Source organism: Thiocapsa sp. UBA6158 (genome assembly GCF_002423035.1).
Lineage (GTDB): Bacteria > Pseudomonadota > Gammaproteobacteria > Chromatiales > Chromatiaceae > Thiocapsa.
On record NZ_DIUM01000003.1, the window covers coordinates 87989 to 105435 of the forward strand.

Sequence of the window (17447 nt, forward strand, 5' to 3'; positions counted from 1 at the left end):
GTTCGAGCCCCGTCCGCTCCGCCATCACTGCCAGTCGGGGATTCCACCTCCGGTATCCCCGGCTTCTATCCCGGATCCATCCTCCATCTCCCCAATCAGCAGTTGAAAGCCTCATGCTTCAAGCCATTCGGGAACGTGCCCAGGGCTGGCTCGCCTGGGTCATCGTCGGACTCATCAGTATTCCGTTCGCCCTCTGGGGCATCCAATCTTATTTGGGTGTCGGCGGTGAGCCCGTCGTTGCCAAGGTCAACGGGGTCGAGATCACCGACCGTGACCTGAGCCGGCGTGCTCAACAGGCGCGCAGCGAGCTGCGCGAGCGTCTCGGCGCGGCCTACGATCCGGCGCTCTTCGAAGAAGGGCGCCTGCGTGCCGAGGTCCTCGACGACATGATTCGGCAAACGCTGCTGTTGGACGTGTCCAACCGCATCGGCATGCGGGTGTCGGACGAGGAGGTGCGTCTGCAGATCCTCTCCGAACCTGCCTTCCAGCGCGACGGCCGTTTCGATCGTGAGTCCTACGAGCGGTTGCTCCGCCTGCAAGGGCTTTCTCCTGCGCAATTCGAGGAGCAGCTGCGCCAGCAGTTGATCGGAAACCAGTTGCTGCGCGCTGTCGTCGGAAGCGAGCTCATGACGAGCCGGGAGCTCGGCGACTATCGGCGACTCGCCGGTCAAACGCGCGAGCTGTCTTATGCCGTCATGCCCGCCGCGGATTTCCGCACTGACGCACCGATCTCAGATGACGTCATCCAGGCCTTCTACGAGGCCAACGCGGCACGCTTCCAAAGCCCGGAAATGGTCAAGCTGGATTACCTCGTGCTCGACGTCGGCGAGCTTGCGAAGGGTACGGAGATCGGCGACGAGGAGTTACTGCGACTCTACGAGGAGGATCAGTCACGCTTTGGTCGGGCCGAGCAGCGCAGCGTGCGCCATCTGCTCGTGACCGTCCCGCAGGACGCGGACGATGCGTCGGCGCAGGCCGTCGAGGCGCAGGTGCAGGCCATTCGGGAGCGGATCCTCGCGGGCGAGGCGTTCGACGAGGTCGCACGATCCGAGTCGCAGGATCCCGGCAGCGCGAGCGAGGGCGGATCGCTCGGGACCATCGAGCAAGGCATCATGGATCCGGTGTTCGATTCGGTTGCCTTCGCGCTTCCCGAGGGCGAGCTCAGTCAGCCCGTACGCACGCGCTTCGGCTATCACCTGATCGAGGTGACCGGGATCATTCCCGCGGCGGTGAAGCCCTTCGACGAGGTCAAGGAAGAGCTTCGTGCCGAGGTCTCGCGCCAGCGTGCGGAGTCCCTCTTCTACGATCTCGGCGAGCGGCTCGCCAATGTTGCCTACGAAACCCCGGATAGCCTGGAACCGGCGGCCGACGAGCTCGGCCTGACGCTCCTGCAAAGCGATTGGATCGGTCGCGCGGGCGGGGAAGGCGTGCTCGCGCATCCCCGGGTGACGGGCGCCGCGTTCAGCGACGAGGTTCTCGTCGGTCGCACCAACAGCGATCTGATCGAGCCCGAGCGCGACGTCCTTCGGGCCGTCGTCCTGCGCGTTGCCGATCACCGTGTAGCGGCGATTCGGCCGCTCGAGGAGGTGCGGGACGAGATCGTCGAGGAGCTGCGCGCGGAGCGAGCACGCGAGGCGGCCCTCCAGGCGGCCAGTACCGCTGTCGAGCAGCTTCGACAAGGCGTGAGTTGGTCCGAGGCGATGCCCTCGGCGATAGTGGAAACCCCGGGTCCCGTGGGCCGAGATCTCGCGAGTGTTCCCGCGCCGGTTCGGCAGTTGGCCTTTACCCTGCCTGCGCCCGTCGAGGGCGGAGCAAGCGTCGGCACGACGTTGCTGGAGAATGGAGACGTGGCGGTGATTCAAGTCACTGAGGTGAAGGACGGCGAAGCGACGCCGTCGGAAGGTTCCTCAGCCGCATCCGAGTCCGAGATGCTCGCTCAATTGCTCGGGCGTCACGTCTACAACGGGATGCTCGGGGACATGCAGTTGCGTGCCAAGGTGGAGCGCAATCCGATCAAAACGACTTCGGACCTCTGACCCGAGGTTAGACCCGGCTTCGCCGGTCGCTCTCCTGCGGGCAATCGCTCGGCCGGGCGGCCGGTACCACTGCCCGGCCGCCCCGCGGCTCTAGCCCAGACCCAGGATGTGGTATCCGGTATCGACGTACAGCACGTCTCCCGTAATGCCGCTCGCCAAGTCCGAGCAGAGGAAGGCGGCGGCATTTCCGACCTCTTCGATACTGACGTTGCGTCGCAAGGGTGTGCGTTCCTCGACCTTCTTCAGCATGTCGCGAAAGTCCGAGATCCCGGCTGCAGCAAGCGTGCGGATTGGACCGGCGGAGACGGCGTTGACGCGCGTCCCGTGCGGACCGAGAGAGGCCGCGAGATAACGCATGTTCGCCTCGAGACTCGCCTTGGCCACCCCCATGACGTTGTAGTTGGGAACGGCCCGCACGGCGCCCAGATAGGTCATGGTGACAAGCGCCCCGTTGCGTCCCTGCATCATCCCGCGGCCGGCCTTGGCCAGAGCGGCGAAGCTGTAGGAGCTGATGTCGTGGGCGGTCGAGAAGCCTTCGCGCGTGACGGCGTCGACATAGTCGCCTTCAAGCTGTTCGCGCGGGGCGAAGGCCACCGAGTGGACGATCCCGTCCAAGCCGTCCCAGCGCTCGGCAAGCGCGGCGAACAGGGCCTCGATGTCCTCGTCGCTGCCGACATCGAGCGGAAAGGTCAAATTCGAGTCGCACTTGGCCGCCATGTCTTCGACCCGGGATTTGAGCTTGTCGTTCTGATAGGTCAAGGCGATCTCGGCGCCCTCGCGGTGCATGGCCTCGGCACAACCCCAGGCGATGGATCGGTTGCTCGCGACCCCGGTGACGAGGATCTTCTTTCCGCTTAGGAATCCCATAATTCGATATCTCTTCCGTTCAGTGGGCGTTCAATGGGCAGCGCCGCAAGGCGCGCAGATCGGCGGGGGCGGGAAGGGCATGCGCGGATGAATTCACCCGAGAGCTTGTCCGCGCGATCGTTCGAAGAACGCGATCGGCGCCGTCGCGGGCCCGACGCGTGACATCTCCGCCTCGGCGCGGACACCTCCAAGCCGATGCAATCTCGCTTCTTACCCCCATGTGCCTCGCTAACATTACAGAAACTCGGTTATCGGTGAAAGGGTCAGGCGTGCGGTCAATCGAGCGGTTCGATATCCGAAGACGTCTTCTGCTTGGCGTGGCCGCCATCCTGCTTGCGGGATGCGGCGAGGCGCCTTGGAATGATCCTTACCCTGCGAATGACGCGACCGGCAACCGGGTCTACAGCTCGTTCGCCGAGCGGCCCAAGCACCTGGACCCCGCACGCTCCTATAGCGCCGACGAGTATGCCTTCCTCGCCCAAATCTACGAGCCGCCGCTGCAGTACCATTTCCTGCTGCGTCCCTATCGTCTGGTGCCGCTCACCGCGCTCGAGGTGCCCGAGCCCGCCTACTTCGACGCCGACGGCAACCTGCTCCCGCAGGATGCACCGGCCGAGTCGATCTATCGCAGCGAGTATCTGATCCGCATCCAGCCCGGGATCCGCTACCAGCCCCATCCGGCCTTCGCCACGAACGATTCGGGCGACTATCGCCATCATGCCCTGACGGCACGTGATCTGCGCGGCATCAAGCAGCTCGGAGACTTCGAGCAGACCGGGACGCGTGAGCTGACGGCGGAGGACTATGTCCATCAGATCAAGCGTCTGGCCGCGCCCTGGACGCATTCGCCGATCGCCGGGGTGATGCAGAAACATATCCTCGGGTTCGACGAGTATGCACAAGGCCTGGCCGAGGCCGCCGAAACGGATCCGTTGCAGCGTGTGGCCCGACTGCGGAGCTCCGAGATCGCCGGTGTCGAGGTCGTGGATCCCTACAGCTACCGCATCGGCGTCAAGGGCAAGTATCCGCAGTTCGCCTACTGGCTCGCCATGCCCTTCTTTGCCCCCATGCCCTGGGAGGCCGAGGTCTTCTACGCCCAGCCGGGACTGCGCGAGCGCAACATCATGCTCGACTGGTATCCGGTCGGCACGGGGCCCTTCATGCTCGGGGAGAACAATCCGAATCTGCGGATGGTGCTCGAGCGCAACCCGAATTTCCGCGGCGAGCCTTATCCGAGCGAGGGCATGCCGGGCGACGCGGAATCCGGGATCCTCGCCGATGCCGGCCGGCCGATGCCCTTCATCGAGGAGGCGATCTATAGCCTCGAGAAGGAGAGCATCCCGCGCTGGAACAAGTTCCTGCAGGGTTTTTACGACAGCTCCGGGATCGCCTCCGACGCCTTCGATCAAGCCGTTCAGATCGACGCCGGGGGCGAGCCCGTGCTGACCGATGCGATGCGCGAGCGCGGGATCAGCCTGCTCACATCGGTCGAGCCGTCCGTCATGTACATGGGATTCAATATGCTCGATCCCGTGATCGGCGGCGACTCGGAGCGGGCACGCCTCCTGCGCCGAGCCATCTCGATCGCGGTGGACTTCGAGGAGTTCATCTCCATTTTTACCAACGGACGCGGTCTGGTCGCGCAGGGACCCATCCCGCCCGGGATCTTCGGCTACCGCGAGGGCGAGGCGGGGATCAATCCGTTCGCCTACGAATGGATCGATGGCCGGGTCGTGCGTCGGAGCCTCGACGAGGCGCGTGTCCTGATGGAGCAGGCCGGGTATCCGGGCGGTCGCGACCAAGCGACCGGGCGGGCACTCACGATCAACTACGAGGCGATCGCGACGGGCCCCGACGACCGCGCGCGTCTGAACTGGATCCGCAAGCAGTTCGCCAAGCTCGGCATCGAGCTCGTGATCCGCTCGACCGACTACAACCGCTTCCAGGAGAAGATCCGCAACGGGACCGGGCAGGTCTTCATGTGGGGCTGGAACGCGGACTACCCGGACCCGGAGAACTTCCTCTTCCTGCTCTACGGCCCGAACGGCAAGGTCGAGCATCAAGGCGAGAACGCGTCGAACTATGCCAATCCGGAGTTCGATCGTCTCTTCAACGCGATGCGTTTCATGGACGACGGCCCGGAGCGTCAGGCCGCGATCGACCGCATGGTCGAGATCGCGCGTACCGACGCGCCCTGGCTCTGGGGCTTCAATCCCAAGGCGTTTAGCCTGCATCATCAATGGATGTACAACGCCAGTCCGAACCAGATGGCGAACAACACACTCAAATACCGCCGGGTCGACCCCGAGCTGCGCGAGCGGCTGCGCCGTGACTGGAACACGCCGATCCTTTGGCCCCTGTGGGCGATCGGGGGACTCCTCTTGGTGATCATCCTGCCGGCGCTCTGGCTGGTGTGGCGGCGCGAGCGGAGCACCGCGCTGTGACCGCCTATATCATCCGGCGATTGATCTATGCGATCCCGATCCTGATCGGCGTGAACCTCATCACCTTCGTGCTCTTCTTCGTGGTCAACGCGCCCGACGACATGGCGCGGATGCATCTCGGCGAGAAACGGGTCACCGAGGAGGCGATCCAGACCTGGAAGCGGGAACACGGCTATGATCGACCGCTGCTCTACAAGACGGATGCCTCCGGTCTCGCGCGCTTCACCGACACCATCTTTTTCGAAAAATCGATCCGCTTGTTCGTCTTTGATTTCGGCTCGTCCGACAATGGTCGCGATATCGGCTACGACATCTCCCAGCGGATGTGGCCGAGTTTGGCCGTCGCCATTCCCGTGCTGCTGGTCGGGCTTGCCTTCAACATCTCCTACGCGCTCTTCATCGTCTTTTTTCGCGCGACCTATGTGGACATCGGCAGCGTCGTTCTGCTGGTGGGCATGATGTCGATCTCGGGCCTCTTCTACATCATCGGCGGACAGTTTTTGCTCGGTAAACTCTTCCACCTGGTGCCCATCTCGGGCTACGACACGGGCCTAGAAGCCTGGAAATTCCTGATCCTTCCGGTGATCGTGGGCGTGATCGGCGGGATCGGGGCCGGCACGCGCTGGTATCGCACCCTCTTTCTGGAGGAAATCTCCAAGGACTATGTGCGCACCGCGAGGGCCAAGGGCTTGAGCGAGCGGCGTGTGCTCTTCCGCCATGTCCTGCAGAATGCCCTCATTCCCATCCTGACCGGTGTCGTGGTGGTGCTGCCGCTGCTCTTTATGGGTAGTCTCATCACCGAATCCTTCTTCGGGATCCCGGGGCTCGGCAGCTACACGATCGACGCCATCAACAGCCAGGATTTCGCGATCGTGCGCTCGATGGTCTTCCTCGGGGCCGTGCTCTATATCGTCGGGTTGATCCTGACGGATATCTCGTACACCTTGGTTGATCCGCGGGTCCGGTTGTCGTCATGAGCGAGAGCCCCGTCCGCCGCCGGCCACCAGCCACCAGCCTTCTGACGACCGCCTCCGGCCCAATGGTGTGCGTCGCCGGCAGGTGGCTGGCGGCCGGCGGCTGGAGGCGACTGTCCCACACGCCCGACTGCTCGGGATGCATGTCATGCCCGTGATGCCGGTCGTTCTTTGGACCGACGGTCTAGTGTTTTTGCTCTTGGCGTTGATCGGAGCCTTCGTCCTCCATGCCTCGCGGCACGAGCACATGCGTGCACCCTGGCGGCGTGTCGTGCGCTCTCGGGTCGGGGTGGCGACCATTGTGGTGCTCGGCTTCTATGTCGTTGTCGGGTTGCTCGACACGGTGCATTTTCGGCTTGCACTGGACCGGCAAGGCGACGGCAGCGCCGAGACCCGCTATTCGCCCGAGGTCCTGAGTCTGCTCGACCTGGCGTTGAGCGGGTTGCGCGAGCGTCAGGAGAAGACCTATTCGGCGCCGTTCGCCACCCATCTCTTCGTGAAGGAGGCGATCGAGCAGCCGGACGGGACCCTGGTGCGTGATTTTCCGCGGCTCGAATACGGTGGCGCGCATCTGGAGGACCCCGCGCGTCAGCGCGGCTTCGACATCGCTTGGCGCGCCGCCTGGGGTGCGCTGCAGGGCCTGGTCATCTGGGTCGTGCTGGCGACCGGCATCCTTTGGTTGATCGCCCGCTCGCGCGGGGAGACCCCGGCGGCGACCCGTGCGGTCATCCTGGCGGGACGCACTCCGACACCCTGGCGGACCGCCCTCGCGATGCTCGGCATCATGCTGTTGCTCAGCGCCGTTGCCGGCGAGCTGGCGCTCAAGTACCACATCCTCGGGACGGACAAGGTCGGCGAGGATGTCTTTTATCAGACGCTCAAGAGTATCCGCACCGGTCTGTTGATCGGAACTCTGACCACCCTGGTGATGTTGCCCGCCGCGGTCTTGCTCGGCATCATGGCGGGCTATTTCAGGGGCTGGGTCGACGACGTGATCCAGTATCTCTACACCACGCTGAACTCCATACCGGGCGTGCTCCTGATCGCCGCGGCCATTCTCTTGCTGCAGGTCTACATGAGCAACCATGCCGATGACTTCGCGAGCCTGGTCGAGCGCGCCGATCTGCGCCTGCTGTTCCTGGTGCTGATCCTGGGCGTGACCAGCTGGACCGGTCTCTGCCGACTGCTGCGCGGGGAGGCGCTGAAGCTGCGCGAGGTCGACTATGTCCAGGCGTCTACCGCCTTGGGCGTGGGTCACTTCACCCTGATCGGCCGTCACATCCTGCCCAATGTCATGCACATCGTGCTGATCACACTGGTGTTGGACTTCAGCGGACTGGTGCTCGCCGAGGCCGTACTCTCCTACATCAATATCGGCGTGGACCCGACCATGAATTCATGGGGGAACATGATCAACAGCGCGCGGCTCGAGTTGGCGCGTGATCCGGTCGTCTGGTGGTCCCTGACTGCGGCCTTCATCTTCATGTTCGCCTTGGTGCTCGCGGCGAATCTCTTCGCCGACGTGGTGCGCGATGCCTTCGATCCGAGGCTCAAGGGTGCACGCTGATCGCGTCTGCGAGCCCCCGGCGCCTGCGGTGCATCCGTGCAGTTCAATCGTTGGTTTCGAAACGAAAAAGGTAAGCGTCTGATGTCGTCCGATGTGTTGCTCGAGGTCTCGGGACTGACGACGCTGCTCGGGGATGCCGCGCGCCCGGTGCGGGTCGCCGACGCGATCGATCTCGAGATTCGCCGGGGCGAGACCTTCGTGCTGCTCGGTGAATCCGGCTGCGGCAAGTCCATGACGGCGCTCTCGCTGATGCGCCTCCTGCCGCCGTCCGGACGGGTCACGGCGGGTACGGTGCGCTTGGCCGGAACCGATCTGCTGCGTCTGACCGAGGCCGAGATGCGCGGGGTCCGCGGCGGGCGTATGGCGATGATCTTTCAGGAGCCGCAGACCTCGCTCAATCCCGTGATGAGCGTCGGCGAGCAAATCGCCGAGGCGGTCCGTGTCCACGAGGGCGGATCGCGCGACCGCACACCGGCGCGTGTCGTGGAACTGATGCGCGCGGTCGGCATCCCGGATCCGGCCAGACGGGTCGATGAATACCCGCATCAGCTCTCGGGCGGCATGAAGCAACGCATCATGATCGCCATGGCCTTGGCTGGCGACCCGCAGCTCCTGATCGCCGACGAGCCGACGACGGCGCTGGACGTCACCATCCAGGCCCAGGTTCTGCGTCTGTTGAAGGACCTTCAGGAGAAGACCGGCATGGCCGTGCTCCTGATCACCCATGATCTCGGCGTGGTCGCCGAGACGGCGGACCGCCTGGCCGTCATGTACGCAGGCCAGATCCTGGAGACGGCGACGACCGAGGCCTTCTTCGCCGCGCCGGCTCACCCCTACAGCCGCAAGTTGATGGAGAGTCTGCCCGGTGCGGACAAACGCAGTGCGCGTCTGGCCGTCATCCCGGGACGCGTCCCGCACCTGGATCAGACGTTCGTCGGCTGTCGATTCGCCGAGCGCTGTTATGCGGTCATGCCGCAGTGTCGCGATCAGGCCCCCGTCTGGCGCGACCTGCCGAGCGGGCAAGGTGTGCGCTGTCATCTCTGGGACCAAGGCGGTGCGCAGCCCGAGGGTTTGACGCGCGCGCTCCGAGATCCGGTTGCAGGGCCGGATGCCGCGCTCGAGGACGCGCCGGATCCGGAAGCAGCCGTTGACTCCAGGCTGCAGGTCCGGGATCTGAGGGTCCACTTCCCGATCCACGACGGTGTCTTTCGCCGTGTCGTCGGACATGTCCGCGCCGTCGACGGCCTGACCTTCGACCTGACCCCGGGACGCACCTTGGCCCTGGTCGGGGAGTCCGGCTGCGGCAAGACGACCGCCGGCAAGGGCATCCTGCAGTTGACGACACCGACCGGCGGCTCGATCCGCTATCGTGGCGAGGAGCTCGTCGGGTTGGGGCATCGGCGGATGCGTCCCTTCCGCAAGGATCTCCAGATCATCTTCCAGGACCCTTACGCGGCGATGAATCCGCGCATGTTGGTCGGCGATCTGATCGGCGAGGGTCTCCATGCGCTCGGGATCGAGCGCAGTCGGGCCGGGCGGATGCGGCGCGTCGTCGAGCTGCTCGATCTGGTCGGCATGGACTCCGACGCCGTCGAGCGCTACCCGCACGAGTTCTCGGGCGGGCAGCGCCAGCGCATCTGTATCGCCCGCGCGCTCGCGGTCGAGCCCAAGCTGATCGTCTGCGACGAGCCGACCAGCGCGCTGGATGTCTCGGTCCAGGCGCAGATCCTCAATCTGCTGAAGGATCTTCAGGATCGGCTCGGGCTCGCCTATCTCTTCATCACACACGACATCTCGGTGGTGGCCTATCTTGCGCATGAGGTGGCGGTCATGTATCTCGGGCGCGTGGTCGAGCGCGGTCGGGTCGACGAGATCCTCGACGATCCGCGTCATCCCTATACGCGCGCGCTGCTCTCGGCCGTACCGGTCATCGATCCGGAGAAGCGGCGTACGGTGACTCGTCTCGCAGGCGACATGCCCTCGCCGAGTAACCCGCCCTCGGGCTGCTACTTTCACCCGCGCTGCCCGGATGCGGTCGCGGCCTGTGCGTTGTCGTATCCGCAGGAGGCGCGCCTGAGCAAGACCCGTCTCGTCCATTGTCTGCGGGTCTGAGCCGAGCGCTCCGACCGTTTCGACGGCAACCCTTGTCTTGCGCGCCGGCGCACCTTATGGTTCTGACACTCCACCAGGATCCGTGCGCGGCCCCGTCCAATCGTAATGAGCAAAGCGAAGCAAATCCTCTGTATCGACCCCGAGCCCTCGGACCTGCACATTGCAGCGCTCTTGAACCGGCAGGGCATTGCGGTCGATCTGACCGAGGTCACCTCGCCCGAGGGCTTGCGCAACGCCTTGGAGCGTCCCGATTGGTGGGACCTGATCCTGTGTGACGGCGCGAGTGTCGAGAGTCTCGCCGTGGAGGCCGTCATCCTGTCCATTCGGGACGATCTGGATGCCTCGCTGGTCCTGGTGAAGGCGGTCGAGAGTCCATTGAGTGCAAAACAGGGCCATCGTCTCGGTGCCGCCGACTTGGTCGTGCGCGACGATTTGGATCACCTTCTGATGGTGTGCGAGCGCGAGCTCCAGAGTTGTGCCCTTCGAAAGGAGCTGCGCGGTCTTCGCCGCTCGGCGGGCATCCTCGACCAGGGTGCCTCGCGGTCGGTCATGCTGGCGACGATCCATGACCTGAGTCCCACCGCGCGCCCCGGCAACGACGATGCCGCGTCCAGCGCGCCGGCGGTCGGGGAGAGTCCGGTTGCCGATCAGGCCCGCATCCGCGCACTGATCGATGCGGGCGGGCTCACGCTCGAGTTTCAGCCGATCATCTCCCTGAGTACCCACGAAGAGCATCGCAGCATGTTCGAGACCCTGGTGCGCCTCAAGGATGACACCGGCAAACTACTGATGCCATTTGAATTTCTGCCGATCCTGGAGTCTGCCGGCTGGATGAGCAAGATCGACTTGTGGATTTTGCGTCGTGCCTTGGCGACGCTTCAGGAGATGCAGGAATGCGGGGCGCAGGATGCGGTGCTGTTCATCAACGTCGCCACCGAGACACTGAGCTCGACGGAGACGGCGAAGGCGCTCGGCGCCTTTATCTCGGCCGCCCGACTTGCTCGCGGTTCGGTTGTCATCGAGGTGCGCAAGTCCGCCTTTACCGATGCGCGGGCCGCCTTGGAGCGGTTTGCCCGGGTGCTGCAAGCAAAGAATCACGGCCTTTTGATCGAGGATGCCGGGATCAAGGACTGCGCCTTTCTCGCCGAGCACCGCGACCTCATCACACATGTGAAGCTCGAGCGTGCGATGACGCAGGGGTTGGTCGAGCGGCGTGTGCCGCAGGATGCCGTCAAGGCGTTGGTGCAGTGTGCAAAGAAGGAGGGCATGCGGGTGATCGCTTTGGCGGTCGACAACGCCGAGCTTCTGCCGATGCTGTTCGCCGCGGGCGTGGACGCGATTCAGGGGCATTTCGTCAGCATGCCTTACCGGAATCTCATGTATCCCAGCATTCAGAGGGTCGAGTCCAGCTCCGGACCGGCTTGGCAGGGGCCCGTGCGGTCGGGCTGAAGAGGTTTCGTCCAGGCGCAAATTTTTTTGCCCGGACGGCTGCAATCGGCGCGCATTTTTCGAATTTCGCGTTACACTAGGCGCAAGTGAACGCCTCGCGCATGGACTTTGGATCAGGTTCTTCGAATCGCTCGAGTCCACCTGATGCCGATCTTGCACGAGATTAGATCCCGATATCAGACGATCGACCCCATTCCGACATCCGCATCTTATTCCTGCCTCCTCTTCAATCCCGTTACGATGAGCATCCGCCTTCCGTTAGACGTTTCCGTGTCCGGTTCAGCGCATTCGCTTTCGAGCGCTTTATCGGCGTCTGCGGAACAACGCCGATTGCAGGCATCGATATCCTCGGGTAGGGTGCGCTGCACGGCGCTATGGGGTACGGAACGACAACAAAAAATCCGGTTAAGGCATGCTGCACGCGAACCATGGACCGCCCTACGGTGACCGGGATCCGACGCATGATAAAGACTGAGTCAGATGGTCTTGATTCAGATTCCACTCCAGACCGAGTGGAGGACACACTAGCCTTGTTTCAAGGCTGGGTTTAAGTAAAGCCAACTCAGGTTGGTCCGTTAAGTGATGAGGTTGATATGCCAGGTGAATTGGTTTCCGGGACGGTCAAGTGGTTCAATGACGAGAAGGGATATGGCTTCATTGAGCGCGAAGGCGGCAAGGACGTCTTCGTCCATCACAGTGCCATCAACGGCTCCGGGCGCAAAACGCTGCTCGAGGGTCAGAGGGTCACCATGGAAGTGACTCAAGGCCCCAAGGGCCCTCAGGCGGAGAACGTGACTCCCGACTGAGGTCGCGACACCACCCGGAGCCGAGCTGGATTGCTCGATCCGACGGGGGCTGGGGTTCTTCGTAGGATCGGCCCTGCGGCCTCCGCTCCCCGTCGCACTGCTCTCAATGGGCTTCGGCCCTTGAGAGCACTCTGTCTCACTTTGTTTCGCCGGGTCCGATCCTCTGCAGCGACCGGGCTCGCCCCTGACTTTCAACTCGGCTGCATCAGCTGCGATGCGAGTCGCGCGACGTCCTCGGCCGAATTGATGTTGGCGAACGCCTGCGACCGATCGCTGAAGTCCGCCAAGGCAGGCCGATATCGAGAGATCCACTCTCCGACCTTGCGAGTGCCCGCTTTCAGATCGGCCGATAGCGCCTCTTCGAGCGAGACCGGGATGAGTGCATACACTGGGTGAATACGCCCACCTTCGGTGACCGTCGCCGAAGACATCTCGCTCGACGCCAGCGCTGCGATGAGTCGGCTCGCTAGATCCGGCGGCAACAGAGGCCCGTCGCACGGGACGGTCAGGATCCAATCGGTTCGGGCCGCGCGCATGGCACTCAGCATCCCGGCCAAGGGTCCGTTGAATCCGGGGTCGGGGTCGGCGATCACGGGCACGCCGTATCTCGCATAGATCTCGTGGTGACGGTTTGCGTTGATGAGCAACGCGCCCACCTGTGGCGCGAGGGCGTTCAGTACCCATTCGATCAGCGGGCGACCGGCGAGCTCCGCCAGACCCTTATCCACGCCACCCATGCGGCTCGCTCGGCCACCGGCCAAGATGACCCCGGTGATCTCGCTCGGTGTCGGCGCGGTGCGCTTCATTTCGAGTCCGAATGTGAGTTCGCTCGGGGGTATCGCCCCGACGTGCGTCCCGATCAACCCGCATCCTCGTCCCGGCTCGCGGCGCTGTAGGGGAAGCGGACATGCCCGAAACGGATGAGGAACACGGCGAGTGCCAGAATCAAGATGGCGACCGAGGTGGCGATGATCGCGGTCTCGGTCATCTCCTTCATGTCGATGATCAGGTGGCGTGCGAGGGCAACCATTCCGATATAGAGCGGCATGCGGATCGGCAAGGCGCCGGATTGCAGGTAGATGCCGACCATCGTCAGTACTTCCAGATAGATGAAAAGCAGGAGAAGATCGCCGAGATTGACCTCGTGGCGCTCCACCATCTCCATGATCTCCTGAATACCGGCGATGACCGTCGCGATGGCGATCACCACCAGACCGACGACCTCAACCCAGGCGAGCAGACGCCCGCCGACCGACATGATGCGTGATTGCGATGGCTTAGGGTTCATGGCAGGATCTCGATCGGCGTCCCGTCTAGGGTCAGTGACCAAATCTCGTCGATCTCCGGGTTGGAGACGGCGATACAGCCAAGCGTCCAGTCATCCTCGGTCTGCATCGAGCGATTCTTCCCGTTCGGTTGGCCGTGGATCAGGATCATCCCTCCGGGCGGCTCGCCGCGACGCTCGGCGCGCCACCGGTCGCCGGGGCTCGGATAGGAGATGTGCAGCGCCTTGTGGAACCGGCTTCGGTCGTTTCGCCGGTCGAGCAGGTAGCGTCCCTCGGGAGTGCGGCCATCGCCTTCGCGTGTCTTGTGCCCGATCGGTTGAAACCCGAGTGCGATCTCGTAGCTCCGCAAGGCCCGGTCGCCCCGCATCAGGTAGAGACGACGCTCGGCCTTCTTGACGACCAACCGGTCTGCTTTGCCCGAGGGTGTCGGATGCGACGGGTCGCGGTTGCGAGGTTCGCTCGGATCCGCGAGGGGGAGATACGACATCCCCGGTGCGTGCGCCGAAAGCATCGACAGCATCGCGATGATCAAGGCGCGTCCTGCTGCTCGACCTGATCTCGCCCGCGCGTCACGACAGATCGAAGGCATGCGACTTGAGGTCGGCGAGGCTGACGATCTCGAGTGCGCGCTCGTGGGTTGCTCTCAGGACGACGCGCGGGGCTGCGCCGGCTTCGAAGGCCTCCCGCCATCGCGCGGCACAGAGACACCAGCGGTCGCCCGGTTTGAGGCCGGGGAAACCGTATTCGGGTTGGGGGGTTACAAGGTCGTTGCCGCGGGCGAGGCTCAGCTCGAGGAACTCGCGGGTCATGCGCGCGCACACCGTGTGGGATCCCGCGTCCCGCGGGCCGGTTTCGCAGTCACCGGTGCGCGTGAAGCCGGTCAAAGGATCGAGCGAGCACACCTCGAGCGGCTCACCCAAGACGTTTTTGTGGTCGTTCATCGGACTGTCCCCTCGGGAGCGCCTCTGGAGCAGGTAGCGCCATACCGGCGAGTGTATCAGTCGCAACAATCCGGTGTCAGGAGGTCGGTGCGCGTCGCGGCGGATAGATGAGGATCAGGTCGCCCGGATTCAGTCGCGTCTCGGCGAGCCGATTCCAGCGCTGGAGATCCTTGACGCTGACGCCATAGCGTTTTGCCAGTGTCTTGACCGAATCGCCCTTGGTGACCAGGTGCGTGATCAATGCGGAGTCGTCGGTCGCCTGGACCTTGAGCGTCTGGCCCGAGAGCAGTGACTCGCGAACGGAGACGCCGTTCAGCTTCGCGAGTGTGCGTGGCTCGATACCGTACGCGCGCGCGATCGAGGCGATGGTCTCGCCGCCCTTCACCGTATGCATCTTGTGGTGTTCGGCGCGCGCGACCTTCGAGCGGGTCACGGCGCTGGATCGAGACTGGACCACGGAGGCCAAGGCCGGCATGATCTGGATCTGGCCCATCTTCTTGCCGATCCGCTGACCGGTTCCGGCCGGAACCAAGATGTGACCGGGGCCGTCGGGGGCCGTCCGTCCGAGCTTGAGGGCGGGGTTGAGTCGCTGCAGCTCGTAGAGCTGAACACCGGTCGCCGAGGCAACCCGGTTCAGATCGACCGGCTGATGCGTGCGGACCACCTCGAGCTGGGGGCGATCGGGCACCGGGGGAAGGTTGAGGCCGTAGCGGGTCGGTGCGGCGACCAGGCGTGCGGTGGCGAGGATCTGCGGGACGTATTGCTTGGTTTCGTTCGGAAGGTCGAGTGACCAGTAGTCGGTTGGCTTGCCGCTGCGGCGATTGGCGGCCTGTGCCGCAGCCACGCAACCCGGGCCGCAGTTGTAAGCGGCCATCGCGAGCGCCCAGTCGCCGTCGAAGCGTCGGTTGAGCTGCTCGAGATAGTCGAGTGCCGCGCCGGTGGAGGCCAGGGGATCGCGCCGCCCGTCGTACCAGGTATCTTGTCGTAAGCCCATCTCGAGCCCGGTGTAGGGCATGAATTGCCAGATCCCGGCGGCCGCCTTGGGCGATGTGGCAACCGGATTGAACCGGCTTTCGACATGGGGCAGGAAGGCGAGCTCCATCGGCAGCCCGCGCCGCTCGATCTCGGTCACGATCATGTGCAGATAGGGCATCCCCTGCTGGGACATCCTGGAGAGATACTGAGGGTCTCGGCGGAAGCGCTCTGCGGTGCTGTCGATGCGCGCGTCTGCGTAGAGATCGAGGGTCATCCCCGTGCGGACACGGTTCCAGAGGTCACCGTTCGAATCCGCACGCCCCGCACGCCCCGCCGTGCGTCTTTCCATGACCACCACATCCGTGGCCGGTCGGACGAATCCGTATTCGCGCGCCGACACCATGCCTGAGTAGCCGGAGTCTCCGAGGTCGTTCTCGACCGTGCGGGTCTCTGTCGCGCAACCGTTCAAGAGCAGCGTGAGAACGCCGAGCGCGCCGAGCGTGCGCGCCATACGAGCGGCATCGGGCATGTTTCCCCCCTAGGAATTCCCGGTAAGTAATTGTTTAATCGCGTTTTCCAGGAATTAGGAAGGCATCATACCCAAAGCCGGCCATCAATTCCAGATCCGACCGCAGGAAATTCGGCCCACGCCTGCACGACACTGCGCTCAATCACGGTTAACATGCGTCCCTTCAAGAGGCATCGGAATGACTGTGCGCAAGGGTCCGGGTTCACCCCTGGCAGAACTACAAGACTGGTACCGGTTGCCGCTCGGAGCCGAGGTGGCGGCGCTCGAGAGCGCGTGCGTTCAGAGGCTGCTGAGCGACACCTTCGGCTATTACCTGGTTCAGATCGGCGTGACCGAGAGCTTTCGCGACGCGATGGCCTCGAGTCGGATCCGCCATCGCATCCTGATGCCCTGCGAGCAGCCCTCGGGTCACGGTGGACGCGAGATCGTCGGATTGCCGAGCCGGCTGCCGCTCGCGAGCGATTCGATCGATGCGCTCTTGCTGCCGCATACCTTGGATTTCTCGCCCGATCCCCAGGCGGTGCTCCGCGAGGCCGAGCGCGTCCTGATCCCGGAGGGGCGGGTGATCCTGTTGGGGTTCAATGCGCTGAGTGCCTGGGGCCTTTGGTCACTTCTGCACGGTTCCGGTACGCAGGTCCCCTGGTGCGGGCATTTCCGTACCGCATTTCAAATCGAGGTTTGGTTGTCCATGTTGGGTTTCGATATCGAGCGTCGCGAGCACATCATGTTTCGGCCGCCGTTCCGGCGCGCCTTGGGGCCGAGCTGTGCGGCATTCGATACCCTGGGGCGGCGCCTCTGGCCGATCCTGGGCGGCGTCTATTTGATCCGCGCCGTCAAGCGCGTGGCGACCTTGACGCCGCTGCGCCCGGCTTGGGGGCGCCGGTCGCTGTTGCGCGGCGGTGCGGCGGAGCCGACGACACGCAGTGCCGGTCATGCCTGACTGCGTGCGCGCTTACACCGACGGCGCCTGCAAAGGCAACCCCGGCCCCGGGGGCTGGGGTGTGCTGTTGCGATGGGGCGAGGTCGAAAAGGAGCTCTGCGGCGGCGAGCGCGCGACCACCAACAACCGCATGGAGCTGATGGCGGTCATCATGGCGCTGGAGACCATGAAGCGTCCGACCTGTCTCGAGATCGTCACCGACTCCCAATATGTGAAGCGCGGTGTCGAGGACTGGATGCCGCGTTGGAAACGCAACGGCTGGCAGACGGCGGATCGCAAGCCGGTGAAGAATCGCGACCTCTGGGAGCGTTTGGATGCGGCCATCGGCGCCCATCAGGTGCGCTGGAAGTGGGTCAAAGGGCATGCCGGGCATGTCGAGAACGAGCGTGCGGATCGACTGGCGAATCGAGGAATCGGGGGCTGAGTCGCGTTCGGCAGGAGATGCGCGGTTTTCGAATCGATTCTGCGTCGCCTGACTCGGTTTGCGTCGGCGCAAACGCGATTCGGACAGCGAAATTTTC

The 17447-nt window shown here is 64.2% G+C and carries 15 protein-coding genes; 9 read left to right on the plus strand and 6 right to left on the minus strand.

Annotated elements, in window-relative coordinates:
* Positions 1 to 113 precede the first annotated feature (113 nt).
* Positions 114 to 2036 carry a SurA N-terminal domain-containing protein gene (locus B4N44_RS00640; protein WP_296695654.1) on the plus strand — a complete coding sequence of 641 codons (1923 nt, stop codon included), beginning with the start codon at positions 114 to 116 and terminating at the stop codon, positions 2034 to 2036.
* 90 nt (positions 2037 to 2126) lie between these two features.
* Here B4N44_RS00640 and B4N44_RS00645 read toward each other — a convergent pair whose 3' ends face one another.
* Entirely contained in the window at positions 2127 to 2903 is a 777-nt protein-coding gene (locus tag B4N44_RS00645) for an enoyl-ACP reductase FabI (protein ID WP_296695655.1), read from the minus strand.
* Positions 2904 to 3172: 269 nt separating this feature from the next.
* Between B4N44_RS00645 and B4N44_RS00650 the strand changes: the two genes are divergently transcribed.
* The 6 genes from B4N44_RS00650 to B4N44_RS00675 all read left to right on the plus strand — a co-directional run bounded on the left by B4N44_RS00650 (position 3173) and on the right by B4N44_RS00675 (position 12255).
* Positions 3173 to 5347: an ABC transporter substrate-binding protein gene (locus B4N44_RS00650; RefSeq protein ID WP_296695657.1), complete on the plus strand. Its 2175-nt coding sequence runs from the start codon at positions 3173 to 3175 to the stop codon at positions 5345 to 5347.
* Positions 5344 to 6324, plus strand: a complete 981-nt coding sequence (locus B4N44_RS00655; RefSeq protein WP_296695658.1) for an ABC transporter permease — start codon at positions 5344 to 5346, stop codon at positions 6322 to 6324. The genes B4N44_RS00650 and B4N44_RS00655 overlap by 4 nt, the downstream gene beginning before the upstream one ends.
* 145 nt (positions 6325 to 6469) lie before the next feature.
* Positions 6470 to 7888 carry an ABC transporter permease gene (locus B4N44_RS00660; protein ID WP_296695661.1) on the plus strand — a complete coding sequence of 473 codons (1419 nt, stop codon included), beginning with the start codon at positions 6470 to 6472 and terminating at the stop codon, positions 7886 to 7888.
* Positions 7889 to 7969: 81 nt separating this feature from the next.
* The gene (locus B4N44_RS00665; RefSeq protein WP_296695663.1) at positions 7970 to 10000 is read left to right on the plus strand and encodes an ABC transporter ATP-binding protein; all 2031 of its coding nucleotides are present in this window, start codon (positions 7970 to 7972) and stop codon (positions 9998 to 10000) included.
* Between the two features lie 105 nt (positions 10001 to 10105).
* Positions 10106 to 11449, plus strand: coding sequence for an EAL domain-containing protein (locus B4N44_RS00670; RefSeq protein ID WP_296695666.1), 1344 nt, complete (start codon positions 10106 to 10108; stop codon positions 11447 to 11449).
* A 605-nt stretch (positions 11450 to 12054) separates the two neighbouring features.
* Positions 12055 to 12255, plus strand: a complete 201-nt coding sequence (locus tag B4N44_RS00675; RefSeq protein ID WP_175534457.1) for a cold-shock protein — start codon at positions 12055 to 12057, stop codon at positions 12253 to 12255.
* Positions 12256 to 12446: 191 nt separating this feature from the next.
* On the opposite strand, the gene mobA is transcribed toward B4N44_RS00675, so the two are convergent.
* From mobA to B4N44_RS00700, 5 genes are all read right to left on the minus strand, one after another.
* Positions 12447 to 13061: a molybdenum cofactor guanylyltransferase MobA gene (gene mobA / locus B4N44_RS00680; RefSeq protein WP_296695674.1), complete on the minus strand. Its 615-nt coding sequence runs from the start codon at positions 13059 to 13061 to the stop codon at positions 12447 to 12449.
* A 53-nt stretch (positions 13062 to 13114) separates the two neighbouring features.
* A complete protein-coding gene (locus tag B4N44_RS00685; protein ID WP_296695677.1) occupies positions 13115 to 13543 on the minus strand; it encodes a phosphate-starvation-inducible protein PsiE in 429 nt (142 codons plus the stop codon).
* Positions 13540 to 14028 (minus strand): L,D-transpeptidase family protein, encoded by a 489-nt coding sequence (locus B4N44_RS00690; protein ID WP_296695680.1) that lies wholly within the window; start codon positions 14026 to 14028, stop codon positions 13540 to 13542. Before B4N44_RS00690 ends, B4N44_RS00685 begins: the two co-directional genes overlap by 4 nt.
* An 82-nt stretch (positions 14029 to 14110) precedes the next feature.
* A complete protein-coding gene (locus tag B4N44_RS00695) occupies positions 14111 to 14482 on the minus strand; it encodes a DUF2237 family protein (RefSeq protein WP_296695682.1) in 372 nt (123 codons plus the stop codon).
* Between the two features lie 76 nt (positions 14483 to 14558).
* Positions 14559 to 15986, minus strand: a complete 1428-nt coding sequence (locus B4N44_RS00700) for a transglycosylase SLT domain-containing protein (RefSeq protein WP_296695684.1) — start codon at positions 15984 to 15986, stop codon at positions 14559 to 14561.
* 178 nt (positions 15987 to 16164) lie between these two features.
* Here B4N44_RS00700 and B4N44_RS00705 point away from each other — a divergent pair, with 178 nt between their 5' ends.
* Positions 16165 to 16926, plus strand: coding sequence for a class I SAM-dependent methyltransferase (locus tag B4N44_RS00705; protein ID WP_296695686.1), 762 nt, complete (start codon positions 16165 to 16167; stop codon positions 16924 to 16926).
* Positions 16919 to 17350: a ribonuclease HI gene (gene rnhA, locus B4N44_RS00710; RefSeq protein ID WP_296695688.1), complete on the plus strand. Its 432-nt coding sequence runs from the start codon at positions 16919 to 16921 to the stop codon at positions 17348 to 17350. The genes B4N44_RS00705 and rnhA overlap by 8 nt, the downstream gene beginning before the upstream one ends.
* The last annotated feature ends 97 nt before the right edge of the window (positions 17351 to 17447 follow it).

Coding starts and splice junctions, on each gene's coding strand:
- B4N44_RS00640 (WP_296695654.1), top strand. CDS start 114: ATGCTTCAAGCCATTCGGGAACGTGCCCAGGGCTGGCTCGCCTGGGTC.
- B4N44_RS00645 (WP_296695655.1), bottom strand. CDS start 2,903: ATGGGATTCCTAAGCGGAAAGAAGATCCTCGTCACCGGGGTCGCGAGC.
- B4N44_RS00660 (WP_296695661.1), top strand. CDS start 6,470: ATGCCCGTGATGCCGGTCGTTCTTTGGACCGACGGTCTAGTGTTTTTG.
- B4N44_RS00665 (WP_296695663.1), top strand. CDS start 7,970: ATGTCGTCCGATGTGTTGCTCGAGGTCTCGGGACTGACGACGCTGCTC.
- B4N44_RS00670 (WP_296695666.1), top strand. CDS start 10,106: ATGAGCAAAGCGAAGCAAATCCTCTGTATCGACCCCGAGCCCTCGGAC.
- mobA (WP_296695674.1), bottom strand. CDS start 13,061: ATGAAGCGCACCGCGCCGACACCGAGCGAGATCACCGGGGTCATCTTG.
- B4N44_RS00685 (WP_296695677.1), bottom strand. CDS start 13,543: ATGAACCCTAAGCCATCGCAATCACGCATCATGTCGGTCGGCGGGCGT.
- B4N44_RS00690 (WP_296695680.1), bottom strand. CDS start 14,028: ATGTCGTATCTCCCCCTCGCGGATCCGAGCGAACCTCGCAACCGCGAC.
- B4N44_RS00695 (WP_296695682.1), bottom strand. CDS start 14,482: ATGAACGACCACAAAAACGTCTTGGGTGAGCCGCTCGAGGTGTGCTCG.
- B4N44_RS00700 (WP_296695684.1), bottom strand. CDS start 15,986: ATGCCCGATGCCGCTCGTATGGCGCGCACGCTCGGCGCGCTCGGCGTT.
- B4N44_RS00705 (WP_296695686.1), top strand. CDS start 16,165: ATGACTGTGCGCAAGGGTCCGGGTTCACCCCTGGCAGAACTACAAGAC.
- rnhA (WP_296695688.1), top strand. CDS start 16,919: ATGCCTGACTGCGTGCGCGCTTACACCGACGGCGCCTGCAAAGGCAAC.